Below are 16,529 nucleotides of genomic sequence, written 5' to 3'. Positions count from 1 at the left end.
CATGACCACGGCGATCGTTCTCGCGGGCGGACTCGGGACGCGTCTGCGCTCGGCCGTGCCGGATCTGCCCAAGCCCATGGCCCCGGTGGCCGGCAAGCCCTTCCTCGAGCACCAGATCGACTTCTGGATCGGCCAGGGCGTGCGCCACTTCATCCTCTCCGTCGGCTACAAGCACGAAGCGATCAGCAGCCACTTCGGTACCCGCTTCCACGGCGCGACGATCGACTACGCCGTCGAACACACCCCGAAGGGCACCGGCGGTGCCCTGTTGCTCGCCGCCGCGCAACTGCCCGATGACGCTCCCGCGCTGCTGCTCAACGGCGACACCTGGTTCGACGTGCGCCTCGAGGACCTCGCCGCCCGCGCCCGCCGCCACGACGCCGACTGGTGCTTCGCGCTCTTCCGCCACGACGACCCGGCGCGCTACATGGGCGTGGCGCTCGGCCGAGAGGGCCGCATCTCGGCCCTGAAGTCGCCCACCGCGCCGCAAGCCAACGGCGGCGTCTACTGGTTCCGTCCGCAGGCGCTGCGCCGCGTCGCCTTCGACACCACCGCGCCGCTCTCGCTGGAGAACGACGTCTTTCCGCGCCTGCTGTCGCTCGGCCAGCGCTTCGCCGGCCTGGTCTGCGGCGGCGCCTTCATCGACATCGGCGTGCCGGCCGACTACCACCGTGCCGCGTCCGTGCTCGCCCCGGGAGTTGAAACCCATGTCCTCGCCGGTTGAACGCATTCGCCGCAACCTCGACGCGTCGATCAGCGCCAAGCAGCAGCTGCTGGGCGACGACGCGACACTCGCCGCCTTCGCACGCGCGGTCGAGATGGTCGTGGCGCGCTACCGCGCCGGCGGCCGCCTCTACATCGCCGGCAACGGCGGCTCGGCGGCCGACGCGCAGCACCTCGCGGCCGAGTTCGTCAGCAAGCTGGCGCGCGACCGCGGCCCGCTGCCGGCCGAATCGCTGACCACCGACACCTCCATCCTCACGGCGATCGGCAACGACTACGGTTTCGACCAGGTGTTCGCCCGCCAGCTGGCCGGGAAAGCGACCGGAAAGGACGTCTTTCTCGGCATTACCACCTCGGGCGAATCGCCGAACATCCTGCGAGCCCTCGAGCAGTGCCGTCGCATGGACATTCCGAGCATCGTCTTCACCGGCCGCAGCGGCGGCGCCGCGCGTGCACTGGCCGACCACTGCCTGGTGGTGCCGGGCACGGCGACCAGCACGATCCAGGAACTGCACATCGTGCTGGCGCACACGCTGTGCGAAAGCGTCGAGGCCGCCCTGTTCACCACCGCCTGAGAAGGAACGAAATCCCCATGGCCTACGACATCCTCGTCACCGGCGGTGCCGGCTACCTCGGCTCCACGCTCGTGCCCGCGCTGCTTTCGGCCGGCCACCGGGTCACCGTGGTCGACAACTTCCTGTTCAAGCAGACCAGCCTGAACCATGTCTGCCACGACCCGAACTTCTCGGTGGTGAAGGGCGACATCCGGGTCGAATCGACCATGGCGCCGCTGCTGAAGAAGGCCGACATCGTGATCCCGCTGGCCGCCCTCGTCGGTGCGCCGATGTGCAACCAGGACCCGGTGGGCGCCAAGACGGTGAACCACGACGCCATCCTGATGATGCTGCGCCTGATGTCGCGCCAGCAGCGCATCCTGATGCCGACGACGAACAGCGCCTACGGCACCGGCGACGAGAACAACTTCTGTACCGAGGAGTCGCCGCTGCGTCCGATCTCGCTGTACGCACGCGAGAAGGTGGCCATCGAGGGCGAGCTGATGCAGCGCGAGAACGCGATCAGCTTCCGCCTGGCGACGGTGTTCGGCATGTCGCCGCGCATGCGCATCGACCTGCTCGTGAATGACTTCACCTACCGCGCCGTGCACGACCGCTTCGTCGTGCTGTTCGAGGGCGACTTCAAGCGCAACTACATCCACGTGCGCGACGTGGCGCGGGTGTTCCTGCACGGCCTCGCGAACTTCGAGCACATGCGCGGGCAGATCTACAACGTCGGCCTGACGGAAGCCAACGTCTCCAAGCGCGAGCTGTGCCAGCACATCGCGAAGCAGCTGCCGGAATTCGTGTTCGTCGACGCGCCGGTGGGCAAGGACCCGGACCAGCGCAACTACATCGTCTCCAACGCCAAGCTCGAGGCCACCGGCTTCAAGCCGGCCGTGACGCTGGACGCCGGCATCGCCGAGCTGATCAAGGGCTTCACGATGATCAAGAACACCGTGCACGGCAACGTCTGAGCTCGGCAGGCGAGGGCGCGGCGTGAAGATCCTCTACGTCCAGCACGACATGCTGGTCTGGGCCTCGGCCCGCCAGTGGTCGTACACCACGCACCTCGCCTACGTCGAGGGCCTGCGCGCCGCGGGCCACGAGGTGCTGGTGCTGTTCACCTCGTGCTGGGCCTGGGCACGCAAGATCGTCGGCGACCAGCGCTTCGACCAGGTCTGGATCAACGACGTCACCCACAGCCTGGGCCAGCGCCCGGCCTGGGAGGCACCGCCCTCGCTGACCGAATCCGACTTCGCCTGGCTCGCGACGCTCGCGCCGGTGCGCCTCGGCATCGTGATGGAGACCCTGCACTACGACCCGGCCGATTACGCCGAGGTGCCCGAGCTCGGCCGGCGCGTGCCGCTGATGCAGCGGGCGGTGCTGCCGCACGTGACGCACTTCTGCGTGGTCGACGAGATGGACGTGCGCCACGTCGAGAACTGGGGCGCGCAGGCGGTGTGGACCCCCTGCCACGTGCCGCAGCGCTTCTTCCGCGCGAGCCGGCCGAATGTCGACCGCCCGGCCGTGTTCATCGGCAGCGGTTACGCGCGCCGCGCCAAATACCTGCAGAACCCGCGCCTGGCGGGGCTGCTCGAGTTCCGTGCCTCGGGCGAACATGCCACGCCGCTGCCCGGCGTGTTCGACCAGCTCAACAACCCGGTGCGGCGGGAACTGCTGGCCGGCGAGTACCGCCAGGCCGACTGGACCAACTTCGTCGACACCGCCCAGCAGGTGCGCGCCAAGCTGTTCGACCTGTTCCTCGACGGGCTGTCGAATGCGCTCGCGACGATCAACCTGCCGAGCTTCGTCAAGACCTACGCCGGCCGCGTGTGCGAGAGCATGGTGATCGGCCAGCCCGTGGTCTCCTGGCGCGTGCCGGGCCGCCCGCAGACCGAGCGCCTGTTCCGCGACGGCGAGCAGATCCTGCTGTTCGACGGCGACGATCCCGATCGGCTCGCCGCCGCGCTCGAGCGCCTGAAGCGCGAGAGCGGCCTCGCGCAGCGCCTGGGCGAGCAGGCCCTGGCCAATGCGCGAAAGCACCACACGACGGAACACCGCGTCGCGCAGGTCCTGGCCTGGATCCAGACGGGCATCACACCGAAGTACTGGGATTGACCATGACCGATCGCGCCCTCGACGTCCTGCTGATCCACCCGGACTCGTCGGCCCAGGCCTACCAGGGCCTGGCGACCACCTACTCGGCGATCGAACCGCCGACCTGGGCGCTGCTGCTGGCGCAGAGCTGCCGGGCCAAGGGCTTCGGCGCGGCGATCATGGATTGCGATGCGGAGAAGCTGAGCCTGGAAGCCGCGGTGCAGCGCGCCCGCGACCTGAAGCCGCGCCTGGTGCTGTTCGTCGTCTACGGCCAGAACCCGAACTCCGGCACCACCAGCATGATCGGCGCGACGCGGCTCGCCGAGGCGATCAAGCAGGATGCGCCAGGGCTGCCCATCGGCTTCGTCGGCTCGCACACCAGCGCGCTGCCGCGCGAGGTGCTGGCGCTGCCGTATGTGGACATCGTGCTGCTCAACGAGGGTGTGTACGCGCTGCACAACCTGCTGCGCGGCAACCTGAAGGGCGACCTCGCCAAGGTGGCCGGCATCGGCTACAAGAAGCGCGATGCCGCCGGCAAGGCCATGCTGTGGCTGAACCCGCCGCAGGCGGTGGTGCCGCAGGAGCTGATGGACCAGGACCTGCCGGGCTACGCCTGGGACCTGCTGCCGTACAGGGAGCGCCCGCTCGACCTGTACCGCGCGCACTTCTGGCACGCCGGCTTCGACCATGCGAAACGCACCCCGTTCGCCGCGATCTACACCTCGCTCGGCTGCAACTTCGGCTGCGACTTCTGCATGATCAACATCGTCAACCGCCAAGACAACGGCGAGGACGTGCATGCGGCCCATTCACGCGGCATGCGCTTCTGGAGCCCGGGCTTCATTGCCGCCGAGATGGAGAAGCTCGCGAATCTGGGCGTGCAGACCCTGCGCATCAGCGACGAGATGTTCTTCCTGAACCGGCGCTACTACGAGCCGCTGCTGCAAGACGTGACGGCCCGCCAGCTGGGTCTCAACATGTGGACCTACTCGCGTGTGGACACGGTGCGGCCGGCCGCGCTCGAGCTGTTCAAGAACGCCGGGGTCAACTGGCTCGCGCTCGGCATCGAGGCCGGCAGCCAGACGGTGCGCAAGGAAGTGAGCAAGGGCAGCTTCCAGGAAGTCAACATCCGCGAGGTCTGCAAGACCGTGCGCGATGCCGGCATCCACGTGATCAGCAACTACATCTTCGGCTTCCCGGACGACACGTTGGCGACCATGCAGCAGACGCTCGATCTCGCGCTCGAGCTGAACACCGAGATGGCCAACATGTACCCCTGCCAGGCGTTGCCCGGCAGCCCGATCTACCGCCAGGCCATCCGCAACGGCTGGAAGCTGCCGGAGAGCTACGCGGGGTATGCCTTCCTCTCCTACGAGTGCGAGCCGCTGGCGACCAAGCACGTGAGTGCGGCGGACGTGCTGCGCTTCAGGGACAACGCGTTCCAGACCTACTTCACCAACCCCGCCTACCTCGATCTGGTCGAGACGACCTTCGGCGTGCCGCAGCGCAGGAACGTCGAGGACATGACGAAGATCCGGTTGAAGAGGAAGTTGCTCGGGGATTGAAGACTCAGGATCCGGCGGACGCCGACGCGTCGCCTTCCTGGTCGCGCCCCCGCAGCGCCTCGACCCTGGCCAGAAGCTCGGTGTTGGGCGCCTGCGCCGCCGCCTCGGCATGCAGCCGATGGTCGCTGGCCAGCGCATCGGCCAGCTTGCCGAAGGCCGTGGGGTAGCGCTCGAGCAAGGGCAGCAACAAGCCCAGTCCCTCCTCGGCGCTTGCTGCCGCCGCGGCGTTCCGGCCGGCCCCGGCCAGCGCCATCGAATGGGCGCCCAGGCTCGTGGCGAGATCGGGCCCGAAGGCGTCGGGACGGGCCAGGGCGAGGCGGCGGCGGATCTGCACGGCCTCCTCGAGGGCGGCCAGCGCTTCCTCGCGGCGTCCCAGATCGGAAAGCCCGTTGCCCAGGTTGTTCAGGCTCATCGCCAGGTCGGGCAGGTAGGTGTCGGTCCGTGTCTGGGCGAGGCGGCGATAGATCTGCACGGCCTCGTCGATGGCGGCCAGTGCGTCCTCGCGGCGTCCGAGTTCGGAAAGCCTGATGCCCAGGTTGTTCAGGCTCCCCGCCAGATCGGACAGGAAGGCGTCGGGCCGGGCCTGTGCGAGGCGGCGATAGATCTGCAAGGCCTCGTCGGTGGCGGCGAGTGCGTCCTCGCGGCGGCCGAGTTCAAAAAGCCTGTTGCCGAGGTAGTTCAGGCTCTTCGCCAGATCGGGGAGGTAGGTGTCGGACCGGGTCTGGGCGAGGCGGCGGTGGATCTGCAAGGCCTCGTCGGTGGCGGCGAGCGCGTCTTCGAGGCGGCCGAGCCCCGACAGCCCGATGCCCAGGTTGCCCAGGCTCTTCGCCAGATCGGGCAGGAAGGCGTCGGGCCGGGCCTGGGCCAGGCCACGCCAGACCTGGACGGCCTCGCCGGTGGCGGCCAGCGCGTCTTCGCGGCGGCCGAGGTCGGCGAGATCGCGGCCCAGGTTGTTCAGGCCCATCGCCAGATCGGGCAGGAAGGTGTCGGGCCGTGTCCGGGCCAGGTGGCGGCGGATCTGCAGGGCCTCTTCGGTGGCAGCCAGCGCCTCCTCGCGGCGGCCAAGGGCAGAAAGCCAGTTGCCCAGGTTGTTCAGGCTCCCCGCCAGATCGGGCAGGAAGTCGTCGGACCGAGCCTGGGCGACACGGCGGCACATCTGCACCGCTTCGTCGGTGGCAGCCAGCGCCTCCTCGAACCGGCCCGTCGCGGTCAGCCGCAGGCCCAGGGTGACGAGCCGCGCGGCCAGGCTGGCGTCGCGGTCCGGGTCCGAATCGGTGGCGGCTCCGCGTTCGAGATCCAACCGGCGCTGCGCCAGCTCGAGCGCGATCCGGTCCAGCGTCAGGGTCTGCATCGGCAACGCTGCATCCAGAGCCGCCAGCGAGGCGGGGGCCAGGCCGGACAGGCGCCCGGCGAGCCGCTCCAACAGGGCGCCGGGCGTCTCGACCAGCGTGGCGACCACGGCCGGGGCCCAGCGCACCAGATGTGCGGACAGCAGCCGGTCGGCTACCCGGGCGACCTGTTCCTGTGTGTGCGCCCCATGCTCCGGCGCCGTGGCCCGCTGCAGCACGGTCACGAGCCGCTCGCGCCGCCCGGTGGCCTCCGATCGCAGCGCGGCGTCGTCGGGGGCCGCGTCCTCGCCGGCATCGACCCAGCCGACACAGGCATCGAGCAGCCGCTCGTCGGCGACCCGGGCGACGAGCCGTTCGCCCAGCAGATCGGGTTCGAGCGGCAGCAGGCCGCCGCCAGTGTCGCCATACAGCCGCGAGAGCCGCGAAAGCACCGGCGCCCGGTCCACCGGTTCGCGCCGGCGGCTGCCGAAATACGCGTCGCGTTCGAGCAGTGCATCCGCCGCGTCCCGCCCCGGCACACCCTGCACCAGCGTCAGCTGGGCCAGGCCGCGTTCGAGTTCGGTCAGCGCCGCCTCGTCCAGTGCGCCGCAGACCTGGGCCCAGTGGCGCCGCTCCAGGCCGAGCACCTGGTCGAGCAGCCCGGCCACGCCGCCGGCGCCGCCGTTCGCGGCGCCGGCGGCCAGCCAGACCAGCGCCTCCATCTGGATCGAGAGCGGCCGGCGTCGCCTGTCGCCGTGCGCGATGCGTGCTCGCAGTTCCTCGGGCACCTCAGCCGCCGGGCTGGCCAGGCCCTGCTGCAGCAGCACCGGCCGGTAGGCCGCGCAGGCCGCGTCGAACAGTGCGAGCCGCTGGTCCGCCGAATCGATCGGCGGCAGCGCGCCCGTCACCGGCCAGCCGGGCCGTTCGCCGAACAGGGCCTGCACCTCGTGGCGTTCCTCGAGCAGGCGCTGCCACCACTCGCCCGAGCCGCGCGCCAGCAGCACCAGCCGCAGCGGGCGGCGCGCGGGCTCGGCGCGGTTCTCGATCCACTCGGCCAGCTCGGCCAGCTCCTCGCGCCGTCCCTCGGCGTAGTCCAGCACCAGCAGCAGACCGGGCTCGGTGCCGAGTTCCACCAGCTGCCGCAGTGCCTGGCGCCGCTGGCGGCGCTGCGCGTCATCGGCCTGCGGCGGCACGCGTTCGAGGAAGCCGGCCATCCAGCCGTGTTCGCGCCGCAGCTGCGCGGCCAGGTCGATCAGCAAGCGTGTCTTGCCGACGCCGCCCGGGCCGTGCAGCAGCCGCCCGGCGGCGCGGCGCGGGTGGCCGAGCACCCAGCGCAGCAGCGCGTCGCGCTGGCCGGTCGCATCGAGATAAGCCACCTGCTCGTAGCGTGCCTGCAGTAGCTGGCTCGGGCTGATGTCGAACATGTCGGCGGGCAGCGCGGACTGCTTCGGCTCGACGAGACGCTGCCGGTGCTGGCGTTCGTACAGCTCATGCAGGGGGACGACGGTGGGCAGCGGCCGGCCTGCCATCACGTTGTCGATCGCGCGCAGGATGCGCTCGGTGGCGCCGATCTCCTCGACCTGGTGAATGTTGAACGGCGCGGGCAGCGTGTCCGGCGGCAGGTCGGGCGGGCGCACGTTGACCAGCTTGCCGGCGGCATCGGCTGCGCTGGCCTCGGCGCGCACCCAGGTCGAGCAGGCGGCTTCGGCGGTCCACACCACCACCACGACGCGCGCCGCGGCGAGCGCGGCGTCGATCTGCCCGGTGTAGGGGCAGCGGGCCTCGAGCGCTTCGTCCCACCACACCGAACCCACACCGTACTGCGCCTCCAGCGCCGCGGCGAGCTGCCGGGTCCGCTCGCGCTGCCGGGAGGAGTAGCTGATGAAGATCTGCTGCATTCGGCCGTAGACGCCGGTTGCCCGGCGCCTGATCTTCGGCGAGGATACGCGCCCTCGCGGGGGTGGCCCCGCGCTCCGACAGGAGCTTCGCATGGCGCAGACCCACCTGCCTCCGGTGCTCACGCCCCAGCAATGGGAGAAGCAGAAAGGGGTGCAGTTCAAGCCCAGCGGCATCGGCGATGCGCTGAAGAACCTGCAGCGCGCCAGCGCGGCGGTCGACCGCAGCCTGCTCGAGGTCGACAAGCTCGAGGGCGCGGCCGCGCTGAAGCAGCGCCTCGCGCAGCTCGACGCCGAGATCGCCGGCCGCCTCAAGGCCGCGTGCGACCAGGCGCGCAGCGTCGCCGCACTGGCGAAGAAGTGGGAGGGCGAGTACAAGAAGCTGCCGCAGCTCGGCAAGGAGGCCTCGGCCGCCGCCGCCGAGGTGGCCAAGGCGGCGGCGGGCTTCGGCGACGATCTGCTCGAGGCCTTCCAGGCGGTGCGCAAGGCGCTGCCGGCGCGCCTGGCCAAGGCCGAGGCCGAGGCTGCGAAGGCGGCGGCACCCGCCGACAGCGTCGACGCCAAGGACCTGAAGACCGTGCGCGAGCGTGTGCTCGGCGCGCTGCGCACGGTGAAGGCGGCGCAGCCCGGCGCCAAGCCGATGCAGTTCATGGTGGCGGCGGGGCCCAAGCGCTGCCTGGCCTACCTCGGCCTGTCGGTCGGCGCCTCGCACAAGACGCTGATGGGCGAGCTGCTGGCCGGCGAGTCGGGCATCAAGTACTACCGCGGCGAATGTGTGTTCGAGGCCAAGGCCTACACCTTCGTCGGCGACGACATCCCCACCGGCGGCTTCGGCAAGCGCCTGCAGGCCGGCCTGTTCGAGCTGACGCAGCAGCGCTTCGCGGTGCGCATCCGCAAGTCCAGCGGCGAGGTCGAGGAGGTGGCGGGCGAGCAGGAAGAAGAAGGCGGCGCCGGGCCGGCCGGAGCGGGCGAGGGCGCAAAGGGCGGCGATGCGGGCGCGGCGTTCCAGCGCCGCTTTGCCGAGGTGGTGACGCGTGCCAAGGCGGCGATGGCGTCCGCCCCGGCGCGCGCCGGCGACCTCAAGCTCAAGCTCGGCGAGGCCGCCGGTCTGGCCAATGCCGGCGAGCATGCCAAAGCCGGCCGGCTGCTCGACGAGATCGAGGCCAGGCTGGGCGCCGCCGGTGCAGGCACCGGTGCGGGTGCCAAGGCAGGGGCCGGCGACGACGAGTTCCGGCGCCGCTGGCGCGCCGCGGTGGCCGGCTACCGCAGCGCCAGCGACACGGTGGACCAGCAGATCGGCAGGCTGCAGGTCAAGCTTCGCCAGTCGGGCGACGCGGAGCTGGCGCAGATCGCCGACAAGGGCCTGAACGGCGTGACCGGCAACTTCAAGGTGCCGCTGCTGGCCGTGCTGCGCGACATCGACGCGGCCAGCGGCGCCGACCTGGCGGCGCATGCGCGCAAGGCGGCCGAGATCGCGGCCGGCTTCGTCAAGCACCTCGAGAGCGCGCCCACCGTCGCGGTGTGCGACACCAACCCGCTGACGCCGGTCAGCATCCGCGCCACGCTCGGCCCGGCACTGCGCGAACTCGCGCGCGCCGCCGCGGCGGCCGCCTGACCCCGGAGGCACCATGGGTGACGAATGGAAGGCCGCTTTCAAGGCCGCGTTCAAGCAGAAGGAAGCCGAGGAGGCCGCCGCGGCCCAGGCCGCGAAGCAGGCCCAGCTCGCCAAGGCCGCGGCCGAGAAGGAGGCCGAGGAGGCACGCATCGCCGAGCACAACGCGAAGAACAAGCTCGGCCTGGCGGAGAAGGCTCGCAAGCCCGACGCCGAGAAGGTCAGGAAGCTCACCGGCGAGCATCAGACCGCGCAGCAGGAGCACGAGAAGGCCAAGGCGAAGGTGGCGTCCGAGGCGCAGGCGATCGAGACCGCCAAGGCGCAGGAGAAGACCGCACGCGAGGAGAAGGAGGAGATCGCACGCGCCGAGAAGCGTGGCGAGTACAGCCAGACGATCAAGGTCTACAAGCGCCGGCTGGCCGCCGCAGGGAAGTCGGACGCGCTCGACGCACAGTTCAAGCTGCTCGAGCCGCTCTACCTGGCTGACGACTTCGAGGGCCTGGCCAAGCAGCTCAAGGTGGCCGACGACCTGCTGCTCGCCACGGTGGCGGCCACCGAGGCCGCCGCCATGCAGGCGGACCGCCTGAAGCGCCTGGACGCGCTCAAGCGCAAGCCCTTCGACGGCAACCAGGACCTGAAGGCGATCGGCCTGAAGCTCGCCGCGACGGCCGAGCAGGTCAAGGCCGGGCAGCTGGTCGAGGCGCTGAAGGTGCTCGAGCGCGAGATCACGCCGCAGCTGGCCGACTGCGAGAAGGAGGCCGACGCCTACGAGGTGCTGCAGGCCGAGCTCGAGCAGCGCGTCGCGGCGCTGATGGCCAACGAGTACCGCAGCCAGGCGAAGCTCGACGAGGTCGCGGCGGCGCGCAAGAAGGCGGCGCATGCCGCGCACACCGGCCGCATCGTCGACGCCAACGCGCTGCTCGGCAGCGCCGACGCCGCGCTCGCCGATGCGGAGGAGTGGGCCGACGAGAACGCCAGCCATGCCCAGACCTATCCGGCGCTGCTCGCCCAGCTCGAGCAGGACGTCAAGGACTTCCTCGCCGTGCACAAGGGCTTCCGGCTCGAGTGCGATCACAAGGTCGGCGGCTGGATGAAGTCGGCCGCGCTGAACGCGGGCGAGAAGGCGGGCCACAGGAACTTCGAGTCCGCCGTGCAGATGCTCGGCGAGGCGGCCGCGGCGCTGGTCGGGCTGGAAGCCAAGGCCAAGGCGGTGCTGGCCAAGCTGGCCCAGAAGGCGCAGGACGCGGCCGAGCAGGCGGCGCAGCAGCAGGCCAAGGCGCAGGCCGCCGCCAACGCCCAGGCCGCCAAGCTCGCGGCCGAGACGGCGCTCGCGCCGAGCAGCCTGGCGGCGATCGGCAAGAGCCACATCGACAAGTGGGTCGTGCAGCTCGGCCGCCTGCTGCAGGGCCCGACGCCGGTGTGCACGCTCACCGGCGGCACCACGACCTTCTGGCTGCCCGGCAACACCACCGTCGAGTCGATCTGCTCGGTGCGGCACAACGGCACCGTGGTCGACACCTTCGTCGTGCACTACCACCCGACGGCGAAGTTCTCCGACCCGAGCGGCTCGCCGATGCATGCCAAGCCGCGGCGCGGCAACGCGACCACGCCGCACCACTACATGCGCGACGACCACTGGCTGGTGGCCGACGGGCACGTGAAGTCGCATGCCGCGGTGAAGAAGGAATACCTCTGAGCCCGCGCGGCCACCGCGCGTGGCCGGTCTTGCCCTGGCTCAATTCCTGACCGGATGTGCCGAAATGGTGCCATCGCCGCGTCACGAGTCGGCAGTTCTCAGGGTGATCCGGTGCCAGCCTCGCCAAGCACGTCCACGAACCGTCCGGTCGATTCCAGCTTCTTCGCCTTCCACGGCCTCTGGGCGCCCGGCGTGCGGCTGTTCCGCAACCTCGGCTTCACGGCCAAGGCGCTGATCATCTCGCTGGCCTTCGCGCTGCCGATGGTCGGGTTGCTTGGGTGGCAGCTCAAGGTGCAGGAGGCCACCGCGCTGCAGGCGCGCGAGGATGCGACACGCCAGCACGTGGAGGTGGCCCACGGCCTGCTGGTCTGGGCCCATGCGCAGGAGAGCGCCGGCAAGCTGAGCCGCGAGCAGGCCCAGGCCAGCGCGAAGCAGGCCATCGCCGGGCTGCGCTACGAGGGCAACGAGTACTTCTGGATCAACGACATGCAGCCGCGTGTCGTGATGCACCCGATCAAGCCGCAGCTCGACGGACAGGACGCCGCCGGCATCAAGGATCCGAACGGCAAGGCCCTGTTCGTCGCGTTCGTCGAGACCGTCCGGCGCGACGGCCAGGGCTTCGTCACCTACCAGTGGCCGCGGCCGGGCAGCGAGAAGCCGGTCGACAAGGTGTCCTACGTGAAGGGTTTCGAGCCCTGGGGCTGGGTGATCGGCTCGGGCATCTACGTCGACGACCTGCGCAGCGCGGCGCTGCGCCGCCTGGCAGTGGATGCGGCGATCATCGGCGCTTCGCTGCTGCTGGCGGGCTACCTGTTCCTGAGCTTCTACCGCGTGATGGACGGCGGACTGAAGGAGACACGGCGGCACCTGCGCGCGATGACCTCGGGCGACCTGACCACCTCGCCCTCGCCCTGGGGGCGCGACGAGGCGGCCCAGCTGATGCTCGAGCTGCGTGCGATGCAGGAGGCGCTGCGTGGCATGGTCCAGCGGGTGCGCGGCGCGAGCGACACCATCGTGCAGTCGAGCAGCGAGATCGCGCAGGGCGCGATGGACCTGTCCTCGCGCACCGAGCAGGCGGCGGCCAACCTGGAGCAGTCGGCCGCGTCGATGGAACAGATCGGTGCGACGGTGCGCCAGACCAGCGACCACACCGCCGAGGCGGCGCGCGTGGCCGGGCACAACGCCGAGGTCGCCGCCGGCGGCGGCGCGGTGATGCGCGAGGTGGTGCAGACGATGGAGGCGATCCGCGCCTCGTCGGCACGGATCGGCGAGATCATCGGCACGATCGACGGCATCGCCTTCCAGACCAACATCCTGGCGCTGAACGCGGCCGTCGAGGCGGCACGTGCCGGCGAGCACGGGCGCGGCTTCGCCGTGGTGGCCGGCGAGGTGCGCATGCTGGCGCAGCGCTCGGCCGAGGCGGCACGCGAGATCAAGTCCCTGATCGGCGGCAGCGTCGAGCAGGTGCGCGCCGGCGCCACCGTGGTCGGCCAGGCCGGCACGACCATGGACGACATCGTGGCCGCCTCGCAGCGTGTCAACGCGCTGCTGGCCGACATCGCCACCGGTTCGCGCGAGCAGAGCTCGGGCATCGCCCAGGTGGGCCAGGCCGTCGCCGAGCTCGACCGCATGACGCAGCAGAACGCCAGCCTGGTGGAGCAGACCGCCGGCGCCGCGACGACGATGCAGGACCAGGCGCGCGGCCTGGCGGCCGAGGTGGCGCGTTTCCGGCTGCCGTCGTCCTGAGCGTGGCCCGGTAGACTGCGCGGCGCGCGCCGCCGGCGCGCCGGGAGTCGCGCATGGATCGTCGCTGGGCCGTCGTCGTCGTGTCGTTGCTGCAGGCTGCCTGCGCGGCGCCGCCGGCGCCCGGGCGCCCGGTCGACGGCGAATGGGTGATCGCGCAGGCGCGCTCCGAACCGCTGGTCGACAAGCGCTTCGCGCGGCTGGTGTTCGAGGCGGGCGGCCGGCTGTCCGGCCACACCGGCTGCAACACGCTGAACGCCGCCTACACGCTCGAGGGCGACCGGCTGAAGATCGGCCCGGTGGCCACCACGCGGCGGCTCTGTCCCGAACTGCAGCGCGAGCAGGAGGACCGGGTGCTGACCGCCCTCGAACTCGCCGCCACCGCGCGCGTGCGGCCCGACGGCATCCTCGAACTGCGGGATGCCGAGGGGCGCGGCGTGCTGCGCGCGACGCGGCCGGAACCCTGATCCCGGTTCAGCCGGGCGCCGGCTGCAGGCGCGCCACCAGGCGCTCGATCTGCAGCGGCTTGAGCATCACCTCGTCGGCACCGCTGGACAGGCAACGTGCGTGCACGTCCGGGTCGTCGCTGCCGGTCAGCGCGATGATCCACGGGCGCGCGCCGGGCGGGGCGGGGCGCTGGCGGATCTGCCGGCACAGTTCCTGGCCGTCCAGCCCGGGCATGTGGAAGTCGGTGATCAGCAGCCGGGCGGGCCGGCGCTGCCATTGCGCGAGCGCCTCCTCGGCATGCTCGAAGGCCTGCACCGCGCAGCCGGCGGCGCGCAACTGCTCGCTGGCCACCATCAGGCCGACCGGGTCGTCGTCGACCAGCACCACCGGCTCGTCGCACACGCCCTTGGGCCAGCCCGGCGGGGCCGGCGTCGCGGCGGGGTCCGCGGCGGCGGCGCGGGTCTGCACCGGCACCTCGACCTCGAAGCGGCTGCCCACGCCGGGCTCGCCGTGCGCCGCGATGCGGCCGTCCATGCGCGCGACGATCTGCTTGCACAGGGCCAGCCCGAGCCCGGTGCCGCCGGCATGCCGCGCGCGCGTGGAGGGCAGCTGCGAGTAGGGCTGGAACAGCAGGGCCTGCTCGTCGGCGCCGAAGCCGGGGCCGCTGTCCTGCACCACCAGACGCAGGCGCGCGTTCGGTTCGTCCAGCGCCAGGCGGACGGCCACGTGGCCGCGCTCGGTGAACTTGAGCGCGTTGGACAGCAGGTTGCTCAGCACCTGGCCGAGGCGCACGCCGTCGAACAGCGCCTCGCGGCCGGCCGGCCAGTCGATCTGCAGCTGCAGGGCCAGCCCGCGCGCCTGCGCCAGCGGCTCGAAGGCGGCGCAGACGCGCCGGCACCAGGGCAGCGGATCCAGCCACTCGGGCTTGAGCGTCAGTGCGCCGACCTCGGCCTTGCTGAAGTCCAGCGTGCGCGACAGCAGCTCCAGCAGCCCGTCGCCGGCACTGCGGATCGAGCCGAGCAGGCGACGCTGCTCGGCATCGCCGGCGCGCTGGCCGAGCAGCCCCGCCGCGCTGACGATCGCGCCCAGCGGGTTGCGCACCTCGTGGCTGAGCGAGGCGATGAACCGGCTCTTGGCCTCCGAGGCCGCGCGTTCGCGCGCCAGCGCGTCGGCCAGGCCCTGCTCGGCGACGCGCCGCTGCGCGACCTCGTGGCGCAGGCGCCGGTTGCTGCGCTGGATCAGCGCGCCGGCCAGCAGCATCACCGCCAGCACCGGCAGCGCGACGCGCAGCACCTCGTCGAGCCGCCAGCCGGGCCGGTACTGGGCCGTCATCCAGCGCTGGCGCAGCGGCGCCCGTTCGCTCTCGGACAGCGACTCGAGCGCCTTGCCCAGCACCCGCGCGAGCTCGGGCTGGTCGCGACGCACCGCGAAGAACAGCTCGCTGTCGCCGTCGGCGACGGTGCCGCTGATGGTGAGCACGCCGGGGTGGTCGCGCTGCACGAGCTGGGACATGACCTGGAAGTCGCCCAGAGCCGCCGCCGCACGGCCGGCACGCACGCTGGCCAGCGCCGCCTCCAGGGAGCCGTGCTCCACGACGCCGATGCCGGGATGGCGCCGCTTGAGCGTCGGCACGAGCGCGTAGCGCGCCGAGACGGCCACGCTGCGACCCGCCAGGTCGCCGAGCTGGAACGGCCCGCCGGCATCGCTGCGTGTCACGATGGCCGTCGGGCTGCTCGACCAGGGGCCGACGTAGATCAGGTCGTCGCGCCGTTCGTCGCTGCGCGGGGTGGCGACGACGAGGTCGGCCTGGCCGGCCACCAGCGCCGCCTCGGCCTCGGCCCCGGTGCCCGGCAGCTCCTGCGTCACCGCCATGCCCACGTGCCGCAGCGCGCTGCGCAGCAGGTCTGCGCCCAGGCCCTGCATCTGCCGGCCGCTCTCCAGCGTGAAGGGGGCGAAGCTGCGGTCGTAGGCGGCGCGCACGCCGGGATGGGCGCGCGCCCAGCGCCGCTCGGCGTCGTTCAGCAGCACGGCCGCCGCGTCGATGTCGAGCAGGTGGCGTGCCGGCACCCACTTGGCGAGGATGGCCTGGTGCTCCTGCGGGGTGATGCTGGCCAGCGCCAGCTCCAGGATCGAGTGCAGCACACGCTGCTCCGGGTGCACGCCCAGCGCGTAGGCCGACGGCGCGCCGTCGGCGATGGCGCGCACGCTGAGGTTGGCCAGCAGATGGGTCTCGATCGCGTAGGTGGTCGACGGCAGCTGGCCCATGCGCAGGTCGGCGCGGCCTTCGGCCACCGCATGCAGTTCCTCGAGCGGGGAGGCGACGGTCTGGATGCGCGCATCCGGGTAGCGCTGGCGGATCCAGGCCTCGAAGGCCGAGCCGCCGGTCGTCACCACCCGTTGGCCTCCCAGGTTGCCGCGCGCCGAGAACTCGGTGTCGTCGCGCCGCGTGACCCACACCGCCGGGGCGCGGAAGAAGTGCCGCGTGGCCAGCGCGTGGCGGCCCACCGGGTCGCCGTCCAGCAGCAGCGGCAGCAGCTCGGCACGCCGCTCGACGAAATGGGCGTCGCGTTCGGCCAGCGTCTTGCCGATCACCGGGCGGATCGTCAGCCCGGTGCGGCGCCCCACCAGCGCGAGGTAGTCGGCGGCGATGCCCTCGAGCCGGCCATCGGGCGTCCAGGACTGCAGCGGCGGGATCGGGATGCGCACGAAGCTGGCCGTGAGCACCGGATGCGCCGCAACCCAGGCGCGCTGCTCGTCGTTCAGGGGCAGCGGTGTACTCTCGGTGGCGGAGGTGGTCGCCCATCCCGTTGCCAGCAACAGCAGGCCCACGATTCCGACCATGCCACGCAGGAGCCTCATGCCCACT

General features: G+C 71.6%; 11 protein-coding genes. 9 read left to right on the top strand and 2 right to left on the bottom strand.

The features are described 5' to 3' along the window. Position 1 precedes the first annotated feature (1 nt). Genes D9C15_RS25775 through D9C15_RS25755 form a run of 5 tightly spaced genes read left to right on the top strand, consistent with a single transcriptional unit; the run spans position 2 to position 4,942 of the window. Complete coding sequence (locus tag D9C15_RS25775; RefSeq protein WP_128001515.1) at positions 2-724, top strand: sugar phosphate nucleotidyltransferase; 723 nt, start codon at positions 2-4, stop codon at positions 722-724. Then, positions 708-1,298, top strand: a complete 591-nt coding sequence (locus tag D9C15_RS25770; protein ID WP_128001513.1) for a D-sedoheptulose-7-phosphate isomerase — start codon at positions 708-710, stop codon at positions 1,296-1,298. The genes D9C15_RS25775 and D9C15_RS25770 overlap by 17 nt, the downstream gene beginning before the upstream one ends. A 17-nt stretch (positions 1,299-1,315) precedes the next feature. Beyond that, positions 1,316-2,254, top strand: a complete 939-nt coding sequence (locus tag D9C15_RS25765) for an NAD-dependent epimerase/dehydratase family protein (protein ID WP_128001511.1) — start codon at positions 1,316-1,318, stop codon at positions 2,252-2,254. A 22-nt stretch (positions 2,255-2,276) separates the two neighbouring features. After that, positions 2,277-3,398: a glycosyltransferase family protein gene (locus D9C15_RS25760; protein ID WP_128001509.1), complete on the top strand. Its 1,122-nt coding sequence runs from the start codon at positions 2,277-2,279 to the stop codon at positions 3,396-3,398. A 2-nt stretch (positions 3,399-3,400) separates the two neighbouring features. Further along, a complete protein-coding gene (locus tag D9C15_RS25755) occupies positions 3,401-4,942 on the top strand; it encodes a B12-binding domain-containing radical SAM protein (protein WP_128001507.1) in 1,542 nt (513 codons plus the stop codon). Between the two features lie 4 nt (positions 4,943-4,946). On the opposite strand, the gene D9C15_RS25750 is transcribed toward D9C15_RS25755, so the two are convergent. Next, positions 4,947-8,168 carry a tetratricopeptide repeat protein gene (locus D9C15_RS25750; RefSeq protein ID WP_164886854.1) on the bottom strand — a complete coding sequence of 1,074 codons (3,222 nt, stop codon included), beginning with the start codon at positions 8,166-8,168 and terminating at the stop codon, positions 4,947-4,949. Between the two features lie 91 nt (positions 8,169-8,259). Between D9C15_RS25750 and D9C15_RS25745 the strand changes: the two genes are divergently transcribed. The 4 genes from D9C15_RS25745 to D9C15_RS25730 all read left to right on the top strand — a co-directional run bounded on the left by D9C15_RS25745 (position 8,260) and on the right by D9C15_RS25730 (position 13,683). Then, positions 8,260-9,780: a hypothetical protein gene (locus tag D9C15_RS25745; protein ID WP_128001503.1), complete on the top strand. Its 1,521-nt coding sequence runs from the start codon at positions 8,260-8,262 to the stop codon at positions 9,778-9,780. 13 nt (positions 9,781-9,793) lie between these two features. Continuing rightward, on the top strand, positions 9,794-11,473 hold the full coding sequence (locus tag D9C15_RS33525; RefSeq protein WP_164886853.1) for a coiled-coil domain-containing protein: 1,680 nt from the start codon (positions 9,794-9,796) through the stop codon (positions 11,471-11,473). Between the two features lie 111 nt (positions 11,474-11,584). Then, a complete protein-coding gene (locus D9C15_RS25735) occupies positions 11,585-13,219 on the top strand; it encodes a methyl-accepting chemotaxis protein (RefSeq protein WP_240668602.1) in 1,635 nt (544 codons plus the stop codon). A gap of 53 nt (positions 13,220-13,272) precedes the next feature. Next, positions 13,273-13,683 (top strand): META domain-containing protein, encoded by a 411-nt coding sequence (locus D9C15_RS25730; RefSeq protein WP_128001499.1) that lies wholly within the window; start codon positions 13,273-13,275, stop codon positions 13,681-13,683. A gap of 7 nt (positions 13,684-13,690) precedes the next feature. Here the strand turns inward: D9C15_RS25730 and D9C15_RS25725 are convergent, their stop codons facing one another. Beyond that, a complete protein-coding gene (locus D9C15_RS25725) occupies positions 13,691-16,522 on the bottom strand; it encodes a hybrid sensor histidine kinase/response regulator (protein WP_128001497.1) in 2,832 nt (943 codons plus the stop codon). Between the last annotated feature and the right edge of the window lie 7 nt (positions 16,523-16,529).

The sequence above is a fragment of the Piscinibacter defluvii genome (genome assembly GCF_004011805.1).
Classification (GTDB): Bacteria; Pseudomonadota; Gammaproteobacteria; order Burkholderiales; family Burkholderiaceae_C; genus Piscinibacter; species Piscinibacter defluvii.
This window is presented reverse-complemented; position numbering and strand designations above follow the sequence as displayed.

Excerpts from the sequence above, each read along its gene's own strand:
- D9C15_RS25725 (WP_128001497.1), bottom strand. The coding sequence starts at position 16,522 with ATGAGGCTCCTGCGTGGCATGGTCGGAATCGTGGGCCTGCTGTTGCTG.
- D9C15_RS25730 (WP_128001499.1), top strand. The coding sequence starts at position 13,273 with ATGGATCGTCGCTGGGCCGTCGTCGTCGTGTCGTTGCTGCAGGCTGCC.
- D9C15_RS25755 (WP_128001507.1), top strand. The coding sequence starts at position 3,401 with ATGACCGATCGCGCCCTCGACGTCCTGCTGATCCACCCGGACTCGTCG.
- D9C15_RS25765 (WP_128001511.1), top strand. The coding sequence starts at position 1,316 with ATGGCCTACGACATCCTCGTCACCGGCGGTGCCGGCTACCTCGGCTCC.
- D9C15_RS33525 (WP_164886853.1), top strand. The coding sequence starts at position 9,794 with ATGGGTGACGAATGGAAGGCCGCTTTCAAGGCCGCGTTCAAGCAGAAG.
- D9C15_RS25745 (WP_128001503.1), top strand. The coding sequence starts at position 8,260 with ATGGCGCAGACCCACCTGCCTCCGGTGCTCACGCCCCAGCAATGGGAG.
- D9C15_RS25770 (WP_128001513.1), top strand. The coding sequence starts at position 708 with ATGTCCTCGCCGGTTGAACGCATTCGCCGCAACCTCGACGCGTCGATC.
- D9C15_RS25775 (WP_128001515.1), top strand. The coding sequence starts at position 2 with ATGACCACGGCGATCGTTCTCGCGGGCGGACTCGGGACGCGTCTGCGC.
- D9C15_RS25750 (WP_164886854.1), bottom strand. The coding sequence starts at position 8,168 with ATGCAGCAGATCTTCATCAGCTACTCCTCCCGGCAGCGCGAGCGGACC.